The following is a 20575-nucleotide window of genomic DNA, read 5'->3' on the forward strand; positions in this document are numbered from 1 at the left end:
AATCGGTGCGGATGACAAAACCGGAGCGGCGCGCCAGACGGCCTTGACGTCGTCGGTGCTCTGTGCTCCTTGCAGCTTCATGAAATCACAACGAATATGGGGAACCCTCGACCCCTTTTATGAGGGGGGAGCCATCATGGGGCGCAGTGTGGCCAATGTGGCCTTTCTGCGCGCGCTTCTGCGGGCCGACCCCTTTGACGAATACCATTTCTTTTTGACGGGAAAAAAGCAGGTGGACAGCGTAACGGCGCGGCTGGCGGAGGACTTTCCCGCTATGGCTGAGGCCGGGCGCTTTTGCGTGCGGCGGCGCGAGGCGCTCCCCGCCGCGCTGGCGCAGACGGACTACCACGCCTTTCACCTGTCGGACTGCATTAATTATCCCGCCTATCTCGCGGCCCTGCGTAACGCCGAAAGCCGTGAGATATTCCCCATCACCGGGCCGACGCACTCCCTGAGCTATCAGCGCTATATGCGCGATTTCCTCGCCCACTTGTGGCCGGGGACCACCCCGCGCGACTGCGTGGTGGCCACTTCGCGCACCGCCGTGGACGTTGTGGACGGCTTCTACAGCGCGTTGGAGTCCGGCTATGGTCTGCGCGGCGGCATGCGGCCCACTGTACGGCGCATCCCCCTTGGCGTGGACGCGGACTACTACCGTCCGGCCACGTCACAGGAGCGCGCTGCGGCCCGCGCCAGCGTGGACATGGACCCCGACGGAGTGATGCTCCTCGTCTTTGCACGGCTGTCGCCATACTCCAAGATGGACGTTCTGCCTCTGATTCGGACGCTTTTGCGTGTGCGGCGGGGCGGGATGGACCTCTCCAAGGTGACCTTGTGCCTTGGCGGCTGGAATGACGGCGTGGGGAACTTTCCCAATATGCTGAGGGAGATGGCGCGCAATATCGGCGTGGGCTGGCGGCTGGAGGAAAGCCCGTCGGACACGCGAAAGCGCGAACTCTTCTGGGCGAGTGATGTGTTCCTGTCGCCTGTGGACAATCCGCAGGAGACCTTTGGCCTGACGCTCCTTGAGGCCGGCGCCATGGGTGTGCCCGTCTTGGCCTCGGCCTATGACGGCTACCGCGACCTTGTGGTGGACGGCGCGACGGGATTCCTTGTCCCCACGGTGGGCCCGGTACGCAGTGGCAGCATCGACAGGACGGCCCCCCTTGTGGCCGACGCCGAGGCGCACCTGCATATGGCGCAGCAGACCGCCGTGGATGTGGCCGTGATGGCGCAGCGGCTGGAGGCGCTGATGGTGGACGCAGGCCTGCGGCAACGCATGGGCGCGGCGGCGCGGGAGCGCGTGGCGCGTGATTTTTCCTGGGATGAAGTGGTCCGCCAGCACTGCGCGCTGTGGGACGAGTTATGGACCACGCCCGTGGACCGCGAGGCCCTGCGCGGCGTACGCCACCCCATGCACCTGCCCTATGCGGAGCTGTTTGGCGGCTACACGACGCTGCGCGTGGATGGCGACCTGCGCCTTGTCTGGTCCCAGTCCGGGCAGGCCGTGTACCGGGGGCGCGACTTTGTCACCATGTATGAAGGCATAGAGCGGCGCATTTCACCGGAGGCCCTGCGGCGGCTGGTCTTTTTTGCGCGGCGTCCCATAGACGCCGCAGAGCTTGTGTCCCGCTACGCCGAGGCCGAAGGGCTGGGCGCGGAGGACGCGGAATTTGGCGTGCTGTGGGCGCTGAAGCATGATTTTTTGGAGCGGACCGATGTGTGATGCGCCCCCTGTGCATATTCATAGTGTGTTGGAATCGCGCGGCGGGGCCACGGCCATTGCCCGCGCGCTGCATGAGTCGCTCCTGCGGGAGGAGGCCGACAGTACCTTTGGCTTCGAGATGGCGGAACTCGGCGACGCCAGCCGCGCCGCGCTGTGCGCGCCGCAGGATGTTGGCGCGCAGGCGACGCCCTCGCGCCTTGTGCACCTGCATGCCACGCGAGATTGGACGGTATGCCTTGACGGTGTGGCCGGGCATCCGGCGTCTTTGGTGACGCTACATGATTTTTCGCTTCTGACCGGCGGGTGCCATGCCCCGCTGGAGTGTCAGCAGTGGCGCACCGGCTGCGCCGGACCGTGCCCGCAGGCCTACCCGGAGACCGAGACGGAGTGCCGGCGTCGGCGCGATGCCGTGGGGCGCGTGGCTCCGGTGCTGGTGTCGCCGTCGCGGTACCTTGCCGCCAGCACGCGCGAGGTGTTTCCGCAGGCGGATGTGCGCGTTGTCCCCAATGGCGTGCCGTGGCCGCGGGGCCATATCTCCCGGGCGGAGGCGCGCCGCATTGCCGAAGTGCCGCAGGATGCGAAGCTGGTGCTTTTTGTGGCGCATGGCGGCACCAAGGCGGCGTTTAAGGCCGGGGGCAAATGGCATGACGTGTGGCGCAGCATCAAGGCCGCGGTCCCGGAGGCGCAGTGTTTTATGGTTGGGGGCGAGCGTTTTGAGCGGCAGGGCGACGTGACGCTTTGGCCCTACGTGGACCGCCGCACCATGATGTGCTTTATGCGCGCGGCGGATGTGCTGGCCTATCCGACCATGGCGGACAACCATCCGCTGGTGGTGCTGGAGGCCATGAGTATGGAACTGCCCTGCGTGGCGTTTGGCGTTGGCGGCATACCGGAGCAGATGGTGCACGGCGAATCGGGCATGGTGCCTGCGCCCGGACGCTGGAATGACCTTGCCGCGCAGGTGGCAATGCTCTTAAAGCGCCCCCGCCTTGCGCGCGGCATCGGGCGGGGCGGCTACGAGCACGGACAAACGCGCTTTACGCGGGAACGGATGGTTGCGGACTATCTGCGGCTGTACCGGCGTCTTGGTGAGCGTCTGCGCACGCCTGTGTGATGAACGCCGTTGCGGCCCGAGCGGCCTCAGCATCATACAACAGGCCAATGTGGCTAACGGGGCGGGTCATCTGTTCCGTCCAGCTCGGCAGGCTGATGCGCAGGGCGCGCCCCGGCAGGACCATGGCGTCCACAGGCGAATACAGGCTTAGGCACGGGCACGGCGGCGTAGGCTCCGCATTGCGGATGGCCCGTATGGCCGGTCCGTTAAGGCGGATATCCTTCGCCAGCGTGCCAAGGGCGAGGGCCGCCAGCTTACTGCCCTGATGCGGCGTGCCCAGTGTGACCACCGCGTCCGTGTGGCGGGCGATGGTGGGATATTTGAGCAGGGCGCGGATGAGCAGGCCGCCCATGCTGTGCCCTACAAGGACAATGCGCCGCTGCGGCTCTTTGTCCAGCTCCCGGACAAGGCGCAGGGCAAGGCGGTCGGCCGTGGCGGTGAAGTCGCGCCCAAAGCTGCAGTAGCTCAGGGTGCGCTGGTCCGTGAGCCCCGCCCGCGCAAAGCGCCGCGAGGCCACAATCCACGCCGAGGCGTTGTGATAGATGCCGTGGATGAAGACCACACGCGGCGCGCCGTCGGCACTGGCCTTTGGCAGCCAGAGTTTGGGAGCAATGGCCGCTGGCGAAGTCAGCAGGATGGTCAGTTGACTGCGCACGCTGTTGAGCGCGCCCCGCAGGGTCCACGCCAGAGCGCGCGGCCCGCCAAGGGGATGCAGGGGCGAGGCGTCGCCCTCGTTGATGGCCTCGTACCAGAAGAGCAGTGTTGTTGCGCCGATGAAGAGCGCGACAAGGGCAAGAACCGTGGCCAGCAGCGTAATAAGAAGCGTTGTGAGCATGGGGAAAATCTTTCCAAAAAGGCGAAAAGGCCGCATCCGGGTGATGCGGCCTTTGTGTTTGTGTCGTGATGCAGGGCGTTAGCCGTCGGCGGTGATTTGGTCCACGATTTCTTTGAGCTTGGCTTCGGATTCCTCAACGGGAACCTGACAGGTGCCAACGGCTTCGTGTCCGCCGCCGCCGTAGCGGAGCATGAGCTTGCCGACGTCGGTCTTGGACGTGCGGTTGATAATGCTTTTGCCCACGGTAAAGACCACGTTTTGGCGGTTCAGCCCCCACAGGATGTGCAGGCTGATGTTGATCTCCGGATACAGGGCGTAAATCATAAAGCGGTTGCCCGCGTAGATGATGTCCTGATTGCGCAGGTCGATAACGCCGCAGTTGCCGTGGACGGTGGTGTTATCCTGCAGCATTTGCTTGAACAGCTTTTCCTGCTCGTAGTAGCGGTCCACGCGTTCCTTGACGTCCGGCAGGGCCAGAATCTTTTCCACCGGCATGGCGCGGCAGTATTCGATGAGGTCTTCCATCAGGCGGTAGTTGCTGATGCGGTAGTCGCGGAAGCGGCCAAGGCCTGTGCGTGGGTCCATGATGTAGCCAAGCAGAATCCACCCGGACGGGTTGAGGATTTCTTCGCGGGTCAGGTTGGCGCTGTCCACCTTGTCCACGGCTTCCATCATTTCGTCGAAGTCTTTGGGGAATTTTTCATGCCCACCGTAGTACTCCCAGATAACGCGCGCCGCGCTGGGAGCCATCTTGTACATGCCTTTGTACTCGAAGTCCGCACCAAGGCGGGCTCCCTCACTGGAGTGATGGTCGAACCACATTCCGGCGCCCTGCACATAGGGGACGTTGGCGAGGATGTCGTTCTCCGTGACTTCGATGGTGCCGTCCTGCAAGTCCTTGGGATGGGCGAATTTCCATTCGTCAATCAGCCCGAGTTCGTTAAGCAGGACCGCGCAGATCAGTCCGTCGAAGTCGGATCTGGTAAGCAGTCGCATGAAAGTTCCTCCTTGCTGGAGCTTGCCGTGGTGGCTCTGCGCCGCCATGGGGTAAGCGGAGATGCATGTATGCTATACATTCAATCTTATAGCCAGAACGGTTAAAATCTGTCAAAGATTTTGGGTGAAAGTGGGCGCGGTGAATTCGGTTTTTTCCTCAACATATGGTTTTCAATGAAAACGGTCATGCAGCTGGCTCTTTCCGTCATTGTCGCCGTGGGCGCGTATTTGGGGTGGCTTTACGTTACGCAGGAGCGTTTAGTGTACTTCCCGGACGCCGATGTACGGGGCACGCCCGCCGATGTGGGCCTGCGTTTCGAGCGCGTGTGGCTGACCACATCCGATGGCGTGCGGCTGCTCGCGTGGTACATCCCCCATGCTTCGCCGCGCGGCGTGGTGCTGTTTTGCCATGGCAACGCGGGCAACATGTCCCATAGGCTGGACACCGTGCGTGTGCTGGCGTCCATGGGGTTGTCCGTTTTGCTGTTCGATTACCGGGGCTATGGCGAGAGCGAGGGCGAGCCGACGGAGGAGGGCACCTATAAGGATGCGCAGGCCGCGTGGGAATATTTGACCATTGCGCGTGAGATTCCGGCGCGGGAGGTCATCGTCTGGGGGCGCTCCCTTGGCGGGGGCGTGGCCTCGTGGCTGGCGACGGAGCATGCGCCGCGCGCCCTTATCCTTGAATCAACCTTTACGTCCATCCCGGACCTTGGCGTGCGTGTCTACCGCTGGCTGCCGGTGCGGCTTTTGGCGCGCGTCCACTACGCCACGGAGCGCCGCCTTGCCGCCATTTCCTGCCCTGTGCTCGTCATCCACAGCCCACAGGACGAGGTGGTCCCCTACGACCTTGGCCGCCGCCTCTACGACGCCGCCCGCCCGCCGCGGCGGTTTGTGGAAATAGAAGGCCCGCACAACGACGGATTTCTCCGTTCACTGCGCAAGTACACAGAGGGTGTTGAGACGTTTTTGCGCGATGAGGCGCGGACGCGGGGGAGCTTTGACGAGGCGGAGCGCCTTGCGCGGTGATTGGGCCGCGTGCATGGCATACAAATGTGCCAGCTGTCGCCGCAATGGCGGCGGCCAGTGGGGCTGGCGGACAGGAGGTGTTGCCGTGGGCGAGGCCGTCGGCGTTGGCGGCGATGGGGGCGCAGGGGACTTCTCGCGTGTGTTTTGCCGCCGAGGAGGACGCCCAGAGTGCATAAGGGCAGGGAGGCTGGTCGTCTTTTTTCCCCGCGTTGCCGGGGCAAGCACAGCGCGCCGCGCGGATGAGTCCGGGCGGCGCGCTGGCGTTTAGTCGTCCTTGGGTGGCGTGCGGGCGGGCTTCTCCTCACCACCCTGCCGCATCACGCGGGCGAGGGCTTCGGAGCGGAGCATGCGGAGCTTGTCGCCGGAGGCGGGACCGTTGTCTTGGTCTTTGTCCTCAAGGTGCACGGCAAGGATGGAGTCCAAGTCCCGACGCGCCGTGGCGCTGTGGTCGTGATGCTTGTCGGCCTTCACCACGGCAAAGAGTTCGGATGTCAGCTGCTGGGCATGGGCGGCGGTGAGCAGGTCCACGCGGGTGCCGGGACGAAGCTCCGCGTAGCGGCCCGCCGTCATATGCAGGCGCGCGCTCAGGCCGCCTGCGCGGATGAAGCGCGTGGGCAGGGCAAGGCGTTCACCAAGGCGCAGGGCCGGGGATTCGCCAAGGTCGTCGTGGCCGTGGTGGCTGGGGTGCTTGTCTGCGGGCGTCATGGTTTTGCCGAGGTCATGGCACAGCGTCATCCATGCCGCCACCTCCCGGTCCGCAGGTGCGGGCGGGAAGTCCTCGTCGCCAGCCAGCCGGTCCAGCGCCTGCGCCGTATGCTCAAGAACGTCTTCGTCATGCCACGGCAAAGGCCCTGCCGGGATGCCCGGCGCGGAGAGGAATTCCTGAAACCATACGCCAAGCGCGCCGCCGCTGTGCAGGGCGCGCAGAAAGTTGCCCGGAGCCGGGGAACGCAGGGCCTTGCGCACTTCCTGCGCGATGCGCGGGGCGGCAAGGGCCGCAAAATCCGGTGACGCCGCGGTCTCGCGCATGGCGGCGAGGGTTTCCTCGTGCAGGGTGAAGTGGGGCAGTTGGGCCGCAAAGCGCGCGGCGCGGAAGACGCGGAGCGGGTCATCCTGAATGGCGCGCGCCGAGGCGGGGCGGATGGTGTGTTCGCGCAGGTCGCGCGCGGCGCGGGGGTGGCCTATGACCATGGACAGCGCTGTGCCCGGCGCGGGTATGCGCGGATAGTCCGGCAGGGGCAGGGCGAGGGCGTTGATGGTGAAGTCGCGCGCGTCGAGGTCCGCCATAAGCTGGGCCTGCGCCAGCGCGCCGGGACCACTGCCGCAGCACGGGGCGCACGCAGAGCGGGGAAAGGCGTATTCGTGCCCGTCCATGATGAAAACGGGGAAGGCCTTGCCCACCTGCCGCGCGCTGGGAAAGCGCTGCTGGAATTCCTCCGCAGTGGCGTCCAGCACCAAAAAATCAAGATCTGTGGCGCTGCGGCCCGTGAGCATGTCGCGGACGGCGCCACCTACGAGGCATATTTTCATGCCTCCGGCGTATCATTTCTTGGAAATTGGGGCCAGTGGGATTGACCATGGCGACGCGGCGCAGTAGTGCTGCGGCATGAACACGAACAAGGGCCTCTTTCTTTTGGGGCGGGGACTGGACGGCTTGGCCGACCCCCTGACCCCACAAACACTTGCGTCCTCGCACCCGGTGTGGGAGCGTGACATTGCCGCGCACGGGCCGTGGCGCGATGCCGGAGAAGGGGCTTTCTCCGCTGCGTCGTGGCCCCGGCAGCAGACAACACTGCTGTGCGGACCGTGTTCGTCCACGCTGGATGTGGCGCGTGATCCTGCCGTTCTGGAGCGCCTTGGCGACTGGGACGGTGTGCTTGCGCAGTCGCAGTGGGCGGGACGGGGGCAGCTTCGGCGCGATTGGTCGTCGCCTGCCGGGAACATGTATTGCGCCCTGCGCATTCCCCGGTTGGACAAGGAATGGGACGCGGTATTGCCGCTGCTCATTGGCTTTTTGTGCGCCGACGCGCTGGACGCCTTCGGTATCCACGCCCTTATCAAGTGGCCCAATGACCTGCTGGTGGAAGGGCGTAAAGTCGGCGGCATTCTTATAGAAGAGCGCGCCGGATGCGTCATCGCCGGAATAGGCGTCAACATAGTGGCCGCGCCGCCCGCCAGCACACTGCGCGAACCATGGTCCCCGCACGCCGCCGCACTTGCCGAGTGGTCCGGGGATGTTACGCCTTTAGCCCTGTGGGCCGCACTTGTGGATCGTTGTAAATATTGGTACAAGACTGCGCTCTGCGGTGACACGTCTCGAATATTTCTTCAACGCATAGTCGGGCGCATGGCCTGGGTGGGTCATGACGTTCTGATTCATGGAACCGAAAAGGAATTTCGGGTCACCGTTGTCGGCCTTGCTCCTGACGGTGGGCTTGTCGTCAGGCGTGATGGGCGCCAAGAGATTCTTTACGCCGGAAGCCTCTCTCCGGCATAACGCCGGGTTCTCCTCCGGCCCCGCGTCCTGCGGGAGAAACGTTACGCATTGGGAGAATAGCCTTGTCAGGGAACAACTCGCGCGCGACCTCCTTCTCCGAGGTCCTGGAACATGTCAGGGGCAAGCGTATTCTTGTGGCCAACCGGGGTATCCCCGCGCGGCGCATAGCTCGCTCCATCCGCGAAATGTGGGGTGCCATCCCCGTGATGACCGCCACAAAGCAGGACAAGACCTCGCCGGCGTCAAACGGCGTTCAGGAGCTGTTACTGCTGGGTGATAATCCCCGCGCCTATCTTGATATCGACACCATTATCCGAAAAGCGAAAGCTCAGGGTGTCATTGCCATCCATCCCGGCTGGGGCTTTGCCGCGGAGGATGATTCCTTCCCCGAAAAGTGCCGTCAGGCCGGGATTGAATTCCTCGGGCCCGAGGCCGAACCCATGCGCATCCTTGGCAACAAGGTGCAGGTGCGTGAACTGGCCCGCAAACTCGGCGTGCCCGTGGTGCCGGGGTCCGATTCCGCCGTCAGCATCCCCGAGGCCCGCAAGGTCGCCGAGGACATTGGCTACCCCATTATGCTGAAGGCAGAGGGCGGCGGCGGTGGCCGTGGCATCTATGAAGTCTACAAGCAGGAACAGCTTGAAGACGCCTTCGCCAAGGCGTCCACCATGGCGCAGGCCTCCTTTGGCAATCCGCGTCTGTACGTGGAGCGCCTGCTGACCAGCATCCGCCATATCGAGATTCAGGTCATCGCGGACAAGTACGGCAACGTCTTCGCCTTTGACGAGCGCGACTGTACCGTGCAGCGCAACCACCAGAAGCTGGTGGAAATTACTCCGTCCCCGTGGCCGATGATGACCGAGCAGCTGCGCGAGCAGCTCAAGGAATACTCCCGTCAGCTTGTGAAGGCCGTTGGCTACCACTCGCTGGCAACGGTGGAGTTTCTGGTGGATCAGCACGGGCGTGCCTACCTCATCGAGGTGAACACCCGCCTGCAGGTGGAGCATGGCATCACCGAATGCCGCTACGGCGTGGACCTTGTGGAAGAGCAGATCGCCATCGCCTTTGGCGCGAAGCTGCGCTTCAATGACGAGGACACCAAGCCGCTGAACCACGCCATGCAGGTCCGCGTGAACTGCGAGGACCCGCAGAACGGCTTTGCGCCCAACTCCGGCCTCATCACGCGCTACGTCTCTCCCGGTGGTCCGGGCGTGCGTATCGACTCCTGCGTGTGCGCCGGGTACGAATTCCCGTCTCAGTACGACTCCGCAGCCAGCCTGCTGGTCGCCTACGGCAAGACGTGGAAAAAGACCCTGCGCGTCATGGAGCGTGCGCTTCGTGAATATTTTGTCGGCGGCGTCAAGACGACCTTGCCTTTCCACAGGCAGATCATCCGCAACCGCCAGTTCCGCGATGGCGAGTACGATACCAACTTCATCGCCAAGACGCCGGAACTCATGCATTACCGCTATGAGGAGCCGGAGGCCCACCGCCTGACGCGCCTCGTGGCCGAGATATCCGCCAAGGGCTACAACCCTTATGTGCAGCTGGGCGAGTACCGGGGCCGTACGGACAAGCGCATGGCGCGCTTTGAGCCGGTGCTGCCGGAGCTTGATCCCAAGCGTTTTGAATCGCCCTATCCGCAGGGTGACCGCAAGGCGCTGCTGGACTACCTGCGCGACACGGACCATGTCCACTTCATGGACACCACCGCGCGCGACATCACGCAGTCCAACAGCGGCAACAGGTTCCGTCTGGCCGAGGATAAGCTCATTGGCCCGTACCTCGACAACTGCGGGTTCTTCTCGCTGGAGAACGGCGGCGGCGCGCATTTCCACGTGGCAATGCTGGCCAACATGACCTACCCGTTCACCGAGGCCGCGCGCTGGAATCAGTTCGCCCCCAAGACGTTGAAGCAGATTCTCATCCGCTCCACCAACGTGCTGGGCTACAAGCCGCAGCCTCGCAACCTGATGCGCCGCACGGGCGAGATGATCAACGAGCATTACGACATCATCCGCTGCTTCGACTTCCTGAACCATGTGGAGAACATGCGGCCCTTTGCCGAGGTGGCGCTGGCGTCCAAGGCGAATGTCTTTGAACCGGCCATTTCCATGTCGTGGGCGCAGGGCTTCACCGTTCAGCACTATCTGGGCGTGGTTGAGGAAATTCTGGCCCTTGTGCGTGACGTTGCGGGTGTGAGCCTGAAGCAGGCCGAGAAGATGATCATCCTTGGCCTCAAGGACATGGCTGGCGTGTGTCCGCCGCACTTTATGCGCGAGCTGGTCGGCGCCATCCGCAAGCAGTATCCTGAACTGGTTCTGCACTACCACCGCCACTTTACGGACGGCCTCTTTGTGCCCGCCGTTGGCGCGGCCGCGCAGGCCGGGGCGCACATTGTGGACACTGCCATTGGCGCGTCCGTGCGCTGGTACGGGCAGGGCGAGGTGCTGTCCACCGCCGCCTACCTTGAGCAGGAACTCGGCCTCAAGACGAATCTGAACAAGGACATGATCCGCTCCTGCAACTTCGTGTTGAAGCAGATTATGCCGTACTACGACCGCTACACCGCGCCGTACTTCCAGGGCATCGACTACGATGTTGTGGACCACGGCATGCCCGGCGGCGCCACGTCGTCCTCGCAGGAGGGCGCACTCAAGCAGGGGCACATCCGTCTGCTGCCGTATATGCTGAAGTTCCTTGCCGGAACGCGCAAGATTGTACGCTATCACGACGTGACCCCCGGCTCGCAGATTACCTGGAATACGGCCTTTCTCGCTGTGACTGGCGCGTACAAGCGCGGCGGCGAGCGCGAGGTGCAGGAACTGCTGGACGTTCTGGACTTTGTGGTCAAGACGCCCGAAAACGAGCTGCCCGAGAATATGAAAAAGGCGCGTCTGGCACTGTATTGCGACGCCAACGACGCGTTCCGGAGCCTGCTCCTTGGCGAGTTTGGCCGCCTGCCGCTGGGCTTCCCGGCGGACTGGGTGTACGAGAGCGCTTTCGGGCCGGAATATCAGTGCGCGCTGGACCGCCGCACCGAGGCGTCTCCTCTCGAAACGCTGCCGGACGTGAACATCGACGCCGAGCAGGCTTCCTTGTCCGAGCGCCTGCGCCGCACGCCCACGGAAGAGGAGCTGGTGATGTACCTGAATCATCCCGGCGACGCCCTCAAGACCATCGAATTCAGCGAAAAGTTCGGCGACTGCAATTGCCTGCCGCTGGATGTTTGGTTCGAGGGGCTGGAAGTGGGCCGCGAGATGTTCTTTGAGGACTCCGACGGCAAGCCGCACTCCATGACCATCCTGCATATGTCCGAGCCGGACGAGCAGGGCATGTGCATTGTGCGCTACTCGCTGGATTCGGAATTCCTGAGCATGGAAGTGAAGGTTGCCGAGGCGCAGGCCGCCGCAGCCGAGGGGATGGAAATTGCCGACCCCAAAAATTCCATGCAGGTCGGGTCCCCGTCCAATGGCGACCTTTGGGTGATGTACGTCAAGCCCGGAGATATCGTGGAAAAGGGCGAGGAGCTGTTCAATATCTCCATCATGAAACAGGAAAAAGCTGTGCTGTCGCCGGCTGCGGGCATCGTTAAGCGCGTGCTCCGTGCGGCGGATTATCAGGAAGACAGGAAAATGATTCCCGTCAAGGAAGGGGAACTGCTCGTCGAGCTTGGTCCCATTCCCAAAACCTGCCCGACATGCAGGCAGCATATCCCTGCGGATGACTACGTGTTCTGTCCCGGATGCGGGCAGAAGCTCCAGTAGCGAAGCACCCGGGCAGGAGTCCATCCTGCCCGGTTTTTTTGCGGAGCAATCGTGTTGACGAGGCGAGGGGTGTAGGGGTATGTACAATCAGGTTATATTATTCACTTAGCAGATTGTGCTTGACCTACGCCGCGTTCATTATCTAAAGCCTGAGCGGCGCAAGCTTTTGCGCATGCAAATACAGATCACTATTCCCGATCCGCTCTCATAGGAGGAGAGAATGGCCAAAGGACAGCAGAAGGTAGCTGACGCTGAGAAAAAGACCGCCAAACCCACGAAAAAGCAGACATCAAAAGTGGACGCTCTTAAAGAAAAGATCGTGCTGAACGGCGCGGATATCGTCGCAATTGGCGAAGAGGCAGAGATCCTCGTCGGTGGCAAGAACTACAATACGGCCATCATCAGCCAGGTTGAAGGCATCAGGGCCCCCCAGTTCCGGGCTATCTCCTCCATCGCTTTCCATAAGCTCCTCGACGAAACCAAAGTCGACGCCGCTCTGGTTCGCTCTTCCGTTGAGGAAGAGTACAAGCGCATCGACTGGGGCGATGAAGAAGTCAATAAGGATTCGGATTATCTTCAGAAGTTTGTGCGGAACGTTGCCCGTAAGGTGCGCGAGTCCGACTCCGAAGGCACAAAGGTCCGCCTGCGTTCCTTCGTGAATAACGTTGTGGACGGCTTTGCGACCTCTCCCGAGGGCATCGACCAGCTCCGCAAGCGTTCCGTCTTGGTGCAGACCGCCATCCTTTCCGTGGTGCTGCCCGCAGACGTGGAGCGCGAAGTTCGCTCCGCCTACACCGGCATCTGCAAGGAAGCCGGTCTTGAGGACGTGCCTGTGGCCGTCCGTTCCTCCGCAGCAGGCGAGGACAGCCGGAAAAAGGCGTTCGCCGGTCTTCAGGATACCTACCTGAACATCGTTGGCGAAAACCACTGTGTGGAAGCCTACCACTGGGACTGCGCCTCCGCCTACAACCTGCGCAGCATGACCTACCGCCGTGAAGCCATCCTCGACGCCATTGCCGAGGCAGAGGCCACCGGCGACGATTCCATCGCCACCACGGCGAAAGAAGAGTGGGCCATCGAGAATACCTCCCTGTCCGTGTGCATCATGCGCATGATCAATCCGGTCATCTCCGGTACCGCCTTCTCCGCGGATACCGCCACCGGTTGCCGCGGCACCGACCGCAAGGACCTCGTCTCCGTTGATGCCAGCTATGGCCTCGGCGAAGCCGTTGTCGGCGGCATGGTCACCCCGGACAAGTTCTACGTCTTCAAGCGTGACGACAACGCCGAAGTCGTTATCCGTTCCATGGGCTTCAAGGACAAGAAGATTGTCTACGATCCCGAGGGCGGCACCAAGATTGAGCGCGTTGATGATTTCAACGCTTACCAGTGGTCTCTGTCGCTTGCTCAGGCCGAGGAAGTCGCCCGCGGCGTCCGTGGCATCAGCAAGGCCTACGGCGGAATGATCATGGATACCGAATTCTGCATCGATTCCTCCGACCGTCTCTGGTTCGTGCAGGCACGCCCCGAGACCCGCTGGAACGAAGAATTCGAGCAGCACCCGCACACCATTTTCATGCGTCGCCTCGAAGTGGACCCCAAGGCGCTCACCCGCGCCGAGGTCATCATCGAAGGCAATGGCGCATCCCGCGGTGCTGGGCAGGGCGTTGTCCGCTTCCTGCGTTCCGCCCTTGAGCTGAACAAGGTCAACAAGGGCGACGTGCTGGCGGCTGAGCGCACCGACCCGGACATGGTTCCGGGCATGCGTATCGCCTCCGCCATCCTTGCCGATGTGGGTGGCGACACTTCCCACGCGGCCATCACCTCCCGCGAGCTGGGCATCCCCGCCATCATTGGCATCCAGCGCGCCGAAGTGTTGCGTAACCTCGACGGTCAGGAAGTGACGGTCGACGGTTCCCGCGCCAAGGTGTACCGCGGCAAGTTGCCCCTCATTGAGGTTGGTGGTGAGATTGATACCGCCAAGCTGCCGCAGACCAAGACTCGGGTTGGCCTCATTCTCGCCGACGTTGGTCAGGCGCTGTTCCTGTCCCGTCTGCGCAATGTGCCGGACTTCGAAGTTGGCCTGCTGCGCGCCGAGTTCATGCTGGGCAACATCTCCATCCACCCGATGGCGCTGGAAGCCTACGACTCCGGCCTGCTGGACACCCTCGTGGACAAGAAGCTCCGCGACCTCGACGCCCAGCTGACCAAGGTTGTGCGCGACCAGCTCGCTTCCGGCGTGCGGACCCTCGACCTCAAGCTGCGCGACTACGTCGGTGAAATCACCGACCTCGCTCCGCAGATTCAGGCCCTGACCGAACGCGAAAGCACTCCCGGCGGCACCGAGGAAGTCCTCGCCATCCATCGCCACATGCGCGAACTGGATAAGCAGCTCGACTTCCATCTGGAGCAGGCCACCCATCGCCTCGACGTGCTCAAGACCTCCGAAGATCTTGAGGCCCACGTTGCCGTGGTTATGGGCTGGGCCGACGCCCTTGAGCAGTTCTCCGGTTCCGACACGCACAGCGTCAAGAGCCGTCAGGAGCTGCAGGCCAAGATCAACGAGCACATGCAGCTCGTGAAGGACAACCCCTACATTCAGGACGTCCTCCAGCGCATCGGCGAGATGCGCCGCGAAGTCGCCCGCCAGACCGGTCTGGCTAAGGAAATTGAGGAAGTCCGCACCCTGCCCGAGCGCATCCGCGAGCTTATCAAGTCCCGCGGCTACCGCAACGGCAAGGAACACTACGTGCAGACCCTGTCCCAGAGCCTCGCGCTCTTCGCCATGGCCTTCTATGGCAAGGACATCGTCTACCGTACCACCGACTACAAATCCAACGAGTACCGCAACCTCATCGGCGGCAACCTCTTCGAAAGCTACGAAGACAACCCGATGATTGGCTACCGCGGTGTCTCCCGTAATATCCATGACTGGGAAATCGAAGCCTTTAAGCTCGCCCGTGGCGTGTTTGGCGGCAAGAATCTCCAGATCATGCTGCCCTTCGTGCGTACGCTGGAAGAAGCGCGCAGCATGAAGCGCTACCTTGAGCAGGTGCACAAGGTGAAGTCCGGCGAGGACGGTCTCAAGATCATCCTCATGTCCGAAATCCCGGCCAACGCCATTCTTGCCAAGCAGTTCATTGAAGAGTTCGACGGCTTCTCCATCGGCTCCAATGACATGACGCAGATGGTGCTTGCTACGGACCGTGACAACGCCAGACTCCAGCACATCTACGACGAAGAGGACCCGGCCGTTATCTGGGCCATCCTCGTGACCATCTTCACCGGTCAGAAGTACGCCAAGAAGGTCGGCTTCTGCGGTCAGGGTGTCTCCAACAGCGTGATTCTGCGCGGACTGGTTGCCATTGCCGGCATCACCTCCGCCTCCGTTGTGCCGGATACCTACCACCAGACCAAGGAAGAGATGGCCGCTGTCGAGGCGCTGAACATTCCCCTCGCCAACCTTGGCAAGTGGCTTGGAAAGCAGCACCTCAACCGTCTCATCAAGCTCCTTGAGGAGGAGAACTACGGTCACATCCTCAAGAAGTACAAGACGCCTGCCGACTTCCTCGAATGGTACGAGGGCGAGCTTGCCCGCTTTGCCGAGCAGCTTCGCGAAAATCTCGATGCCGAGAAGGAAGAGTTCTACCGTCAGGAGATGCAGCGCTTCCGTGCCACCTTCCACAAGCCGGTTATCTACGCCAGCTGGGACTGGGAGAGCACCGTTCTCGACGCCCTGCATCAGGCTGGCTTCGCCAACTTCGACGAGCAGATCAAAGCGCTGGAAAAGCAGCGTAAGGCTCTCGGACTGGCCTAGTTCTCCGCACACCGGAGACCGTACGGCATCCGCATGCAAAGCCCCCCGGACCATCGGCCCGGGGGGCTTTTTTACACCGCAAGGGCCGCCCGCAATGCGTCCCGCACATCGTAATGACAACCCATAGGGAAAACCGCCATATGCCCACTCCACAAGCGTCCCTCGCAGGCTGGGAACAGGCCGTGCCGCTTCTTGCCGAAGGGGCACACACCGCGCTCCTGGACACTGTTCACAGCATGCGCCAGTCCGCTACCATCTATCCGCCCGAGGGCCTCGAATTCAACGCCCTTGCGCAGACGCCATTTGACGCCGTTAAGGTCGTCATCCTCGGTCAGGATCCCTATCACGGGCCGGGGCAGGCCCACGGGCTTTCTTTCTCCGTTCCCGAAGGCGTCCGCGTTCCGCCGTCCCTGCGCAACATGTTCAAGGAGATTCAGGCCACCGTGTACAACGGCGAAGAGCGTCAGTGCTCCACCGACCTCACCCGCTGGGCGCAACAGGGCGTTTTGCTTCTGAACGCCATCTTCACCGTTGAGGCAGGCAAGGCAGGCTCCCATCGCCGCCTCGGCTGGGAGCGCATCTCCGACGCCATTGTTTCGGCCATTTCGGACCAGCATCAGCACGTCGTCTTTCTCCTGTGGGGCAGCTTCGCCCGCAGTAAGGCCGCCCTTATCGACACCACCAAGCATCTCGTCCTCGAAGCCGCTCACCCCTCGCCACTCTCCGCCTATCGCGGCTTCTTCGGCTGCAACCACTTCGCCCTTGCGAATGACGATCTTGTGCGCCATGGGGTGGAGCCTATCGAGTGGTAGAGGGAAAGGGGTAGGGGAAGGGGGAGAAAGTCAATGCCTCCGGCGGGTTAAGGAAATAATTTCCTTGTATATTGACCCTCAAGCCGAAGGCGGAGAAAAAAGGAAGCCGCCTCCATGACTGGCATGAAGGCGGCTGTTGCGGCAGACCGTACGTCCTTGAGTAATGAGCTCGTTGTTAAGCTGGGTCGCCGCAATATGTAGTACAAACTCGAATGATTGTTAGAGCACAAAGCTCGAATTTGCAAGGAAGAGTGAACTACGATGAAACGCACCATGGGCATTGACGTATCGAAGGCCAAGCTTGATGTCGCCATTTCTGGTGACGACAGCACGTCCACTGTTGAAAATACCCCTTCGGGTTTTCAGCAAATCGTTGAGACGGCAGAAGCGCATAATGTTGAGCTCGTCATCGTGGAAGCGACAGGTGGATATGAGTCTGACGCCGCAGATTTTTTGATGGAGCAAGGCATTCCCGTCGCTGTTGTGAATCCTCGCCGTGTGCGTGACTTTGCCCGGAGCCTCGGAGTGTTGGCGAAGACGGATCGTATTGATGCTCTTGTTCTTGTTCAGTTTGGGGAAGTCGTCCCTGTCCGGGAAAATCAAAAAGTCCGGGCAACTCAGCGCAAGCTGGAAACTCTAGTTAACCGTCGTCGGCAGGTCGTCGAAATCCTTTCCCGGGAGCGCGTTCGCTTGCAGCGAGCTTCGTCTGATGTGCGCCCTTATATTGAAGACGTCATTGCTACTCTAAGAACGCAAGAAAAGAGTTTGTCACTTGAAATCAAGAAACACATTCTCAGTGACAAAGATTTTAGCGATAAGGCAACGTTGCTTGAAACCACGAAAGGGATTTCGTCAGTAACCTCTGCGACTCTTCTTGCTTTCTTTCCTGAGTTGGGGACGTTAACGCCGAAGCAAGCAGCTTCTCTAGCAGGCCTGGCACCATTCAACAGGGATAGCGGCAAGAAAACGGGGCAACGTTGCGTTTGGGGAGGACGAATAAAAGTACGTAGCGCCCTTTACATGAGCGCAATCTCAGCGACTGTCTGGAACCCTGCAATTCGAGCCTTCTACCAGCGTCTTTGCGATGCGGGCAAACCTAAAAAGGTCGCCCTCACTGCCTGTGCAAGGAAGCTTCTCGTGATTTGCAATGCGATTTTACGGACGGGAAAACCTTGGGATCCTGCACTTAACGCTTGATTGCCAATACGATTGCTTAACAATCCTTAGGATTTTATGGGCGGAAGCCGCCCATAAAATAGGTTCATCTCCCAATTCCGGGGGAAACATAAAAAATTGAGGACAACGGAAACCCTCAGTAATCTCGACAGTTGCACAACAGACGAGAGCTACAAGGAGGGCACCGTTGTCCAAGGGCAAGATTACCCGGTTGTTGGGAGACTGGAAAGGGTATCGTGTTGGAACTGTTCAGCGCCTTGAAGCCAGCGAAGCTCGGAAGCACCCCGAAGTCTGGATCGAGTTGATTCCAATCAGGCGAAGGCGAATGAGATGCAGCGGGTGCGGCAGGCTTGTCTGCGCAGTTCACGACTATGTCGAACGCTGGGTTCGTGACTTGCCTGTATTCGACGCGGCAACGCATTTGCTCGTTCTCCGGCGTCGGGTCCATTGTCCCGTCTGTGGACCAAAGCTGGAGCAGCTTCCTTGGCTCGACAGGTATTCGCGTGTCACAAGGCGGCTGGCCGAGTCCGTTGTTCGGCTCTGCCGCATACTTCCCATTAAGCACATCGCGGAATGCTACGGCCTGAACTGGAAGACCGTGAAGACAATCGACAAGCGGTACCTAACGGAAAAACTCAATCCCATTGACTTGAAAGGCGTCAAGGTTGTCGCAATGGATGAGTTTGCCATCCGCAAAGGACATCGCTACGCCACGATCATCGTCGAGCCTTACACCAAGCGGGTTCTGTGGGTAGGAAGAGGCAACAGCCGGGAGAGCATCCGACCATTCTTTGAACTGCTTGGCCGTGATGGTTGTGCCCGAATTGAGGCCGTTGCAATGGACATGAACGGTGCGTATGCCGCCGAGGTGAAGGCGCAATGCCCGAAAGCCGAGATCGTCTACGATCTGTTTCATGTTGTTGCCAAGTATGGCCGAGAAGTAATCGACCGCGTCCGAAACGATGAGGCCAATCGCCTCAATCATGACAAAGACGCCCGTAAGGTTGTCAAAGGCTCACGATGGCTGCTCCTGCGCAACAGGCGGAATCTCATGCGACAGGAAGATCGAATCCGGCTCTATGACCTGCTTCGAGCCAACAAAGATTTGATGAAGGTTTATATCCTCAAGGAGGATTTGAAGCGACTCTGGGACTACCGAGACTCCAAAGCTGCCAAGCGGTTTTGGAAAGGTTGGTACCGCCGCGCCATGCAAAGCCGAGTCGAGCCGCTCATTAAATTCGCTAAGCGCCTCAAACCCTACATCTCGGGCATTATCTCACACTGCCGATATCCGCTACACACCAGCCTACTCGAAGGGATCAACAACAAGATCAAGGTGATCAAACGGATGGCCTACGGCTTTCTCGACGACGAGTACTTCTTTCTCAAAATCAGAGCAGCCTTCCCCGGAATTGGGAGATGAACCATAAAATAGGGGGCGGGTGCGGGAGTCGTCAGGGGTGACGACTGGCCTGTCTCCGCGCACCCGGCCTGTGCGCACGCAGGATACATAAGGACGGGAGTCCTTATGCCCCCGGAGGGGAAAAAGCGTAGGGCATTCCCGCCCCGGCGGGCTTGCCATGCCGGTGGGAGCGGGAGTCGTCAGGGGTGACGACTGGCCTGTCTCCGCGCACCCGGCCTGTGCGCACGCAGGATACATAAGCAATCGTATTGGCAATCAAGCGTTAAGTGCAGGATCCCAAGGTTTTCCCGTCCGTAAAATCGCATTACAAATCACGAGAAGCTTCCTTGCACAGGCAGTGAGGGCGACCTTTTTAGGTTTGCCCGCATCGCAAAGACGCTGGTAGAAGGCTCGAATTGCAGGGTTCCAGACAGTCGCTGAGATTGCGCTCATGTAAAGGGCGCTACGTACTTTTATTCGCCCACCCCAAACGCAGCGTTGCCCCGTTTTCTTGCCGCTATCCCTGTTGAATGGAGCCAGGCCTGCCAGAGAAGCTGCTTGCTTCGGCGTTAACGTCCCCAACTCAGGAAAGAAAGCAAGAAGAGTCGCAGAGGTTACTGACGAAATCCCTTTCATGGTTTCAAGCAAAGTTGCCTTGTCACAAAAATCTTTGTCACTGAGAATGTGTTTCTTGATTTCAAGTGACAAGCTCTTTTCTTGCGTTCTCAGAGTCGCAATAACGTCTTCAATGTAAGGGCGCACATCAGACGAAGCTCGCTGCAAGCGAACGCGCTCCCGGGAAAGGATTTCGACGACCTGCCGGCGACGGTTAACAAGAGCTTCCAGCTTACGCTGAGTTGCCCGGACTTTTTGATTTTCCCGGACAGGGACGACTTCCCCAAACTGAACAAGAACAAGAGCATCAATACGATCCGCCTTCGCCAACACTCCGAGGCTCCGGGCAAAGTCACGCACACGGCGAGGATTCACAACAGCGACGGGAATGCCTTGCTCCATCAAAAAATCTGCGGCGTCAGACTCATATCCACCTGTCGCTTCCACGATGACGAGCTCAACATTATGCGCTTCTGCCGTCTCAACGATTTGCTGAAAACCCAAAGGGTTATTTTCAACAGTGGACGTGCTGTCGTCACCAGAAATGGCGACATCAAGCTTGGCCTTCGATACGTCAATGCCCATGGTGCGTTTCATCGTAGTTCACTCTTCCTTGCAAATTCGAGCTTTGTGCTCTAACAATCATTCGAGTTTGTACTACATATTGCGGCGACCCAGCTTAAGAACGAGCTCGTAACTCAAGGGCGTACGGTCTGCCGCAACAGCCGCCTTCATGCCAGTCATGGAGGCGGCTTTCTTTTTTCTCCGCCTTTGGCTTGAGGGTCAATA

At 60.7% G+C, this 20575-nt stretch carries 13 protein-coding genes; 9 read left to right on the forward strand and 4 right to left on the reverse strand.

The genetic code is table 11. The features are described from left to right. Positions 1–79: 79 nt before the first annotated feature. Complete coding sequence (locus tag ACYQ2T_RS07180; protein ID WP_459899613.1) at positions 80–1726, forward strand: glycosyltransferase family 4 protein; 1647 nt, start codon at positions 80–82, stop codon at positions 1724–1726. Positions 1727–1736: 10 nt separating this feature from the next. Continuing rightward, the gene (locus ACYQ2T_RS07185; RefSeq protein ID WP_459899614.1) at positions 1737–2840 is read left to right on the forward strand and encodes a glycosyltransferase; all 1104 of its coding nucleotides are present in this window, start codon (positions 1737–1739) and stop codon (positions 2838–2840) included. Here ACYQ2T_RS07185 and ACYQ2T_RS07190 read toward each other — a convergent pair. Together ACYQ2T_RS07190 and ACYQ2T_RS07195 are read right to left on the reverse strand one after the other, a co-directional pair. Then, a complete protein-coding gene (locus ACYQ2T_RS07190) occupies positions 2764–3675 on the reverse strand; it encodes an esterase/lipase family protein (RefSeq protein WP_459899615.1) in 912 nt (303 codons plus the stop codon). The genes ACYQ2T_RS07185 and ACYQ2T_RS07190 overlap by 77 nt on opposite strands. A 78-nt stretch (positions 3676–3753) precedes the next feature. After that, entirely contained in the window at positions 3754–4671 is a 918-nt protein-coding gene (locus tag ACYQ2T_RS07195; RefSeq protein ID WP_404844763.1) for an exopolyphosphatase, read from the reverse strand. A 186-nt stretch (positions 4672–4857) separates the two neighbouring features. Between ACYQ2T_RS07195 and ACYQ2T_RS07200 the strand changes: the two genes are divergently transcribed. Next, positions 4858–5700: an alpha/beta hydrolase gene (locus ACYQ2T_RS07200; RefSeq protein ID WP_459899617.1), complete on the forward strand. Its 843-nt coding sequence runs from the start codon at positions 4858–4860 to the stop codon at positions 5698–5700. 264 nt (positions 5701–5964) lie between these two features. Here the strand turns inward: ACYQ2T_RS07200 and ACYQ2T_RS07205 are convergent, their stop codons facing one another. Then, positions 5965–7230 (reverse strand): tRNA nucleotidyltransferase/poly(A) polymerase-related protein, encoded by a 1266-nt coding sequence (locus ACYQ2T_RS07205; RefSeq protein ID WP_459899619.1) that lies wholly within the window; start codon positions 7228–7230, stop codon positions 5965–5967. Between the two features lie 76 nt (positions 7231–7306). Here ACYQ2T_RS07205 and ACYQ2T_RS07210 point away from each other — a divergent pair, with 76 nt between their 5' ends. From ACYQ2T_RS07210 to ACYQ2T_RS07235, 6 genes are all read left to right on the forward strand, one after another. After that, on the forward strand, positions 7307–8197 hold the full coding sequence (locus ACYQ2T_RS07210) for a biotin--[acetyl-CoA-carboxylase] ligase (RefSeq protein ID WP_459899621.1): 891 nt from the start codon (positions 7307–7309) through the stop codon (positions 8195–8197). Positions 8198–8259: 62 nt separating this feature from the next. After that, positions 8260–11964, forward strand: a complete 3705-nt coding sequence (locus ACYQ2T_RS07215) for a pyruvate carboxylase (RefSeq protein WP_459899623.1) — start codon at positions 8260–8262, stop codon at positions 11962–11964. 220 nt (positions 11965–12184) lie between these two features. Further along, positions 12185–15781: a PEP/pyruvate-binding domain-containing protein gene (locus ACYQ2T_RS07220; RefSeq protein WP_459899625.1), complete on the forward strand. Its 3597-nt coding sequence runs from the start codon at positions 12185–12187 to the stop codon at positions 15779–15781. Between the two features lie 140 nt (positions 15782–15921). Continuing rightward, a complete protein-coding gene (gene ung, locus ACYQ2T_RS07225) occupies positions 15922–16593 on the forward strand; it encodes a uracil-DNA glycosylase (RefSeq protein ID WP_459899627.1) in 672 nt (223 codons plus the stop codon). Positions 16594–16854: 261 nt separating this feature from the next. After that, positions 16855–17790 (forward strand): IS110 family RNA-guided transposase, encoded by a 936-nt coding sequence (locus ACYQ2T_RS07230; protein WP_459898185.1) that lies wholly within the window; start codon positions 16855–16857, stop codon positions 17788–17790. 166 nt (positions 17791–17956) lie between these two features. Further along, positions 17957–19192, forward strand: coding sequence for an ISL3 family transposase (locus tag ACYQ2T_RS07235; RefSeq protein WP_459899629.1), 1236 nt, complete (start codon positions 17957–17959; stop codon positions 19190–19192). A gap of 255 nt (positions 19193–19447) precedes the next feature. On the opposite strand, the gene ACYQ2T_RS07240 is transcribed toward ACYQ2T_RS07235, so the two are convergent. Continuing rightward, positions 19448–20371, reverse strand: a complete 924-nt coding sequence (locus ACYQ2T_RS07240; RefSeq protein ID WP_459899631.1) for an IS110 family RNA-guided transposase — start codon at positions 20369–20371, stop codon at positions 19448–19450. Positions 20372–20575 lie beyond the last annotated feature (204 nt).

The organism is Desulfobaculum senezii (assembly GCF_054657395.1).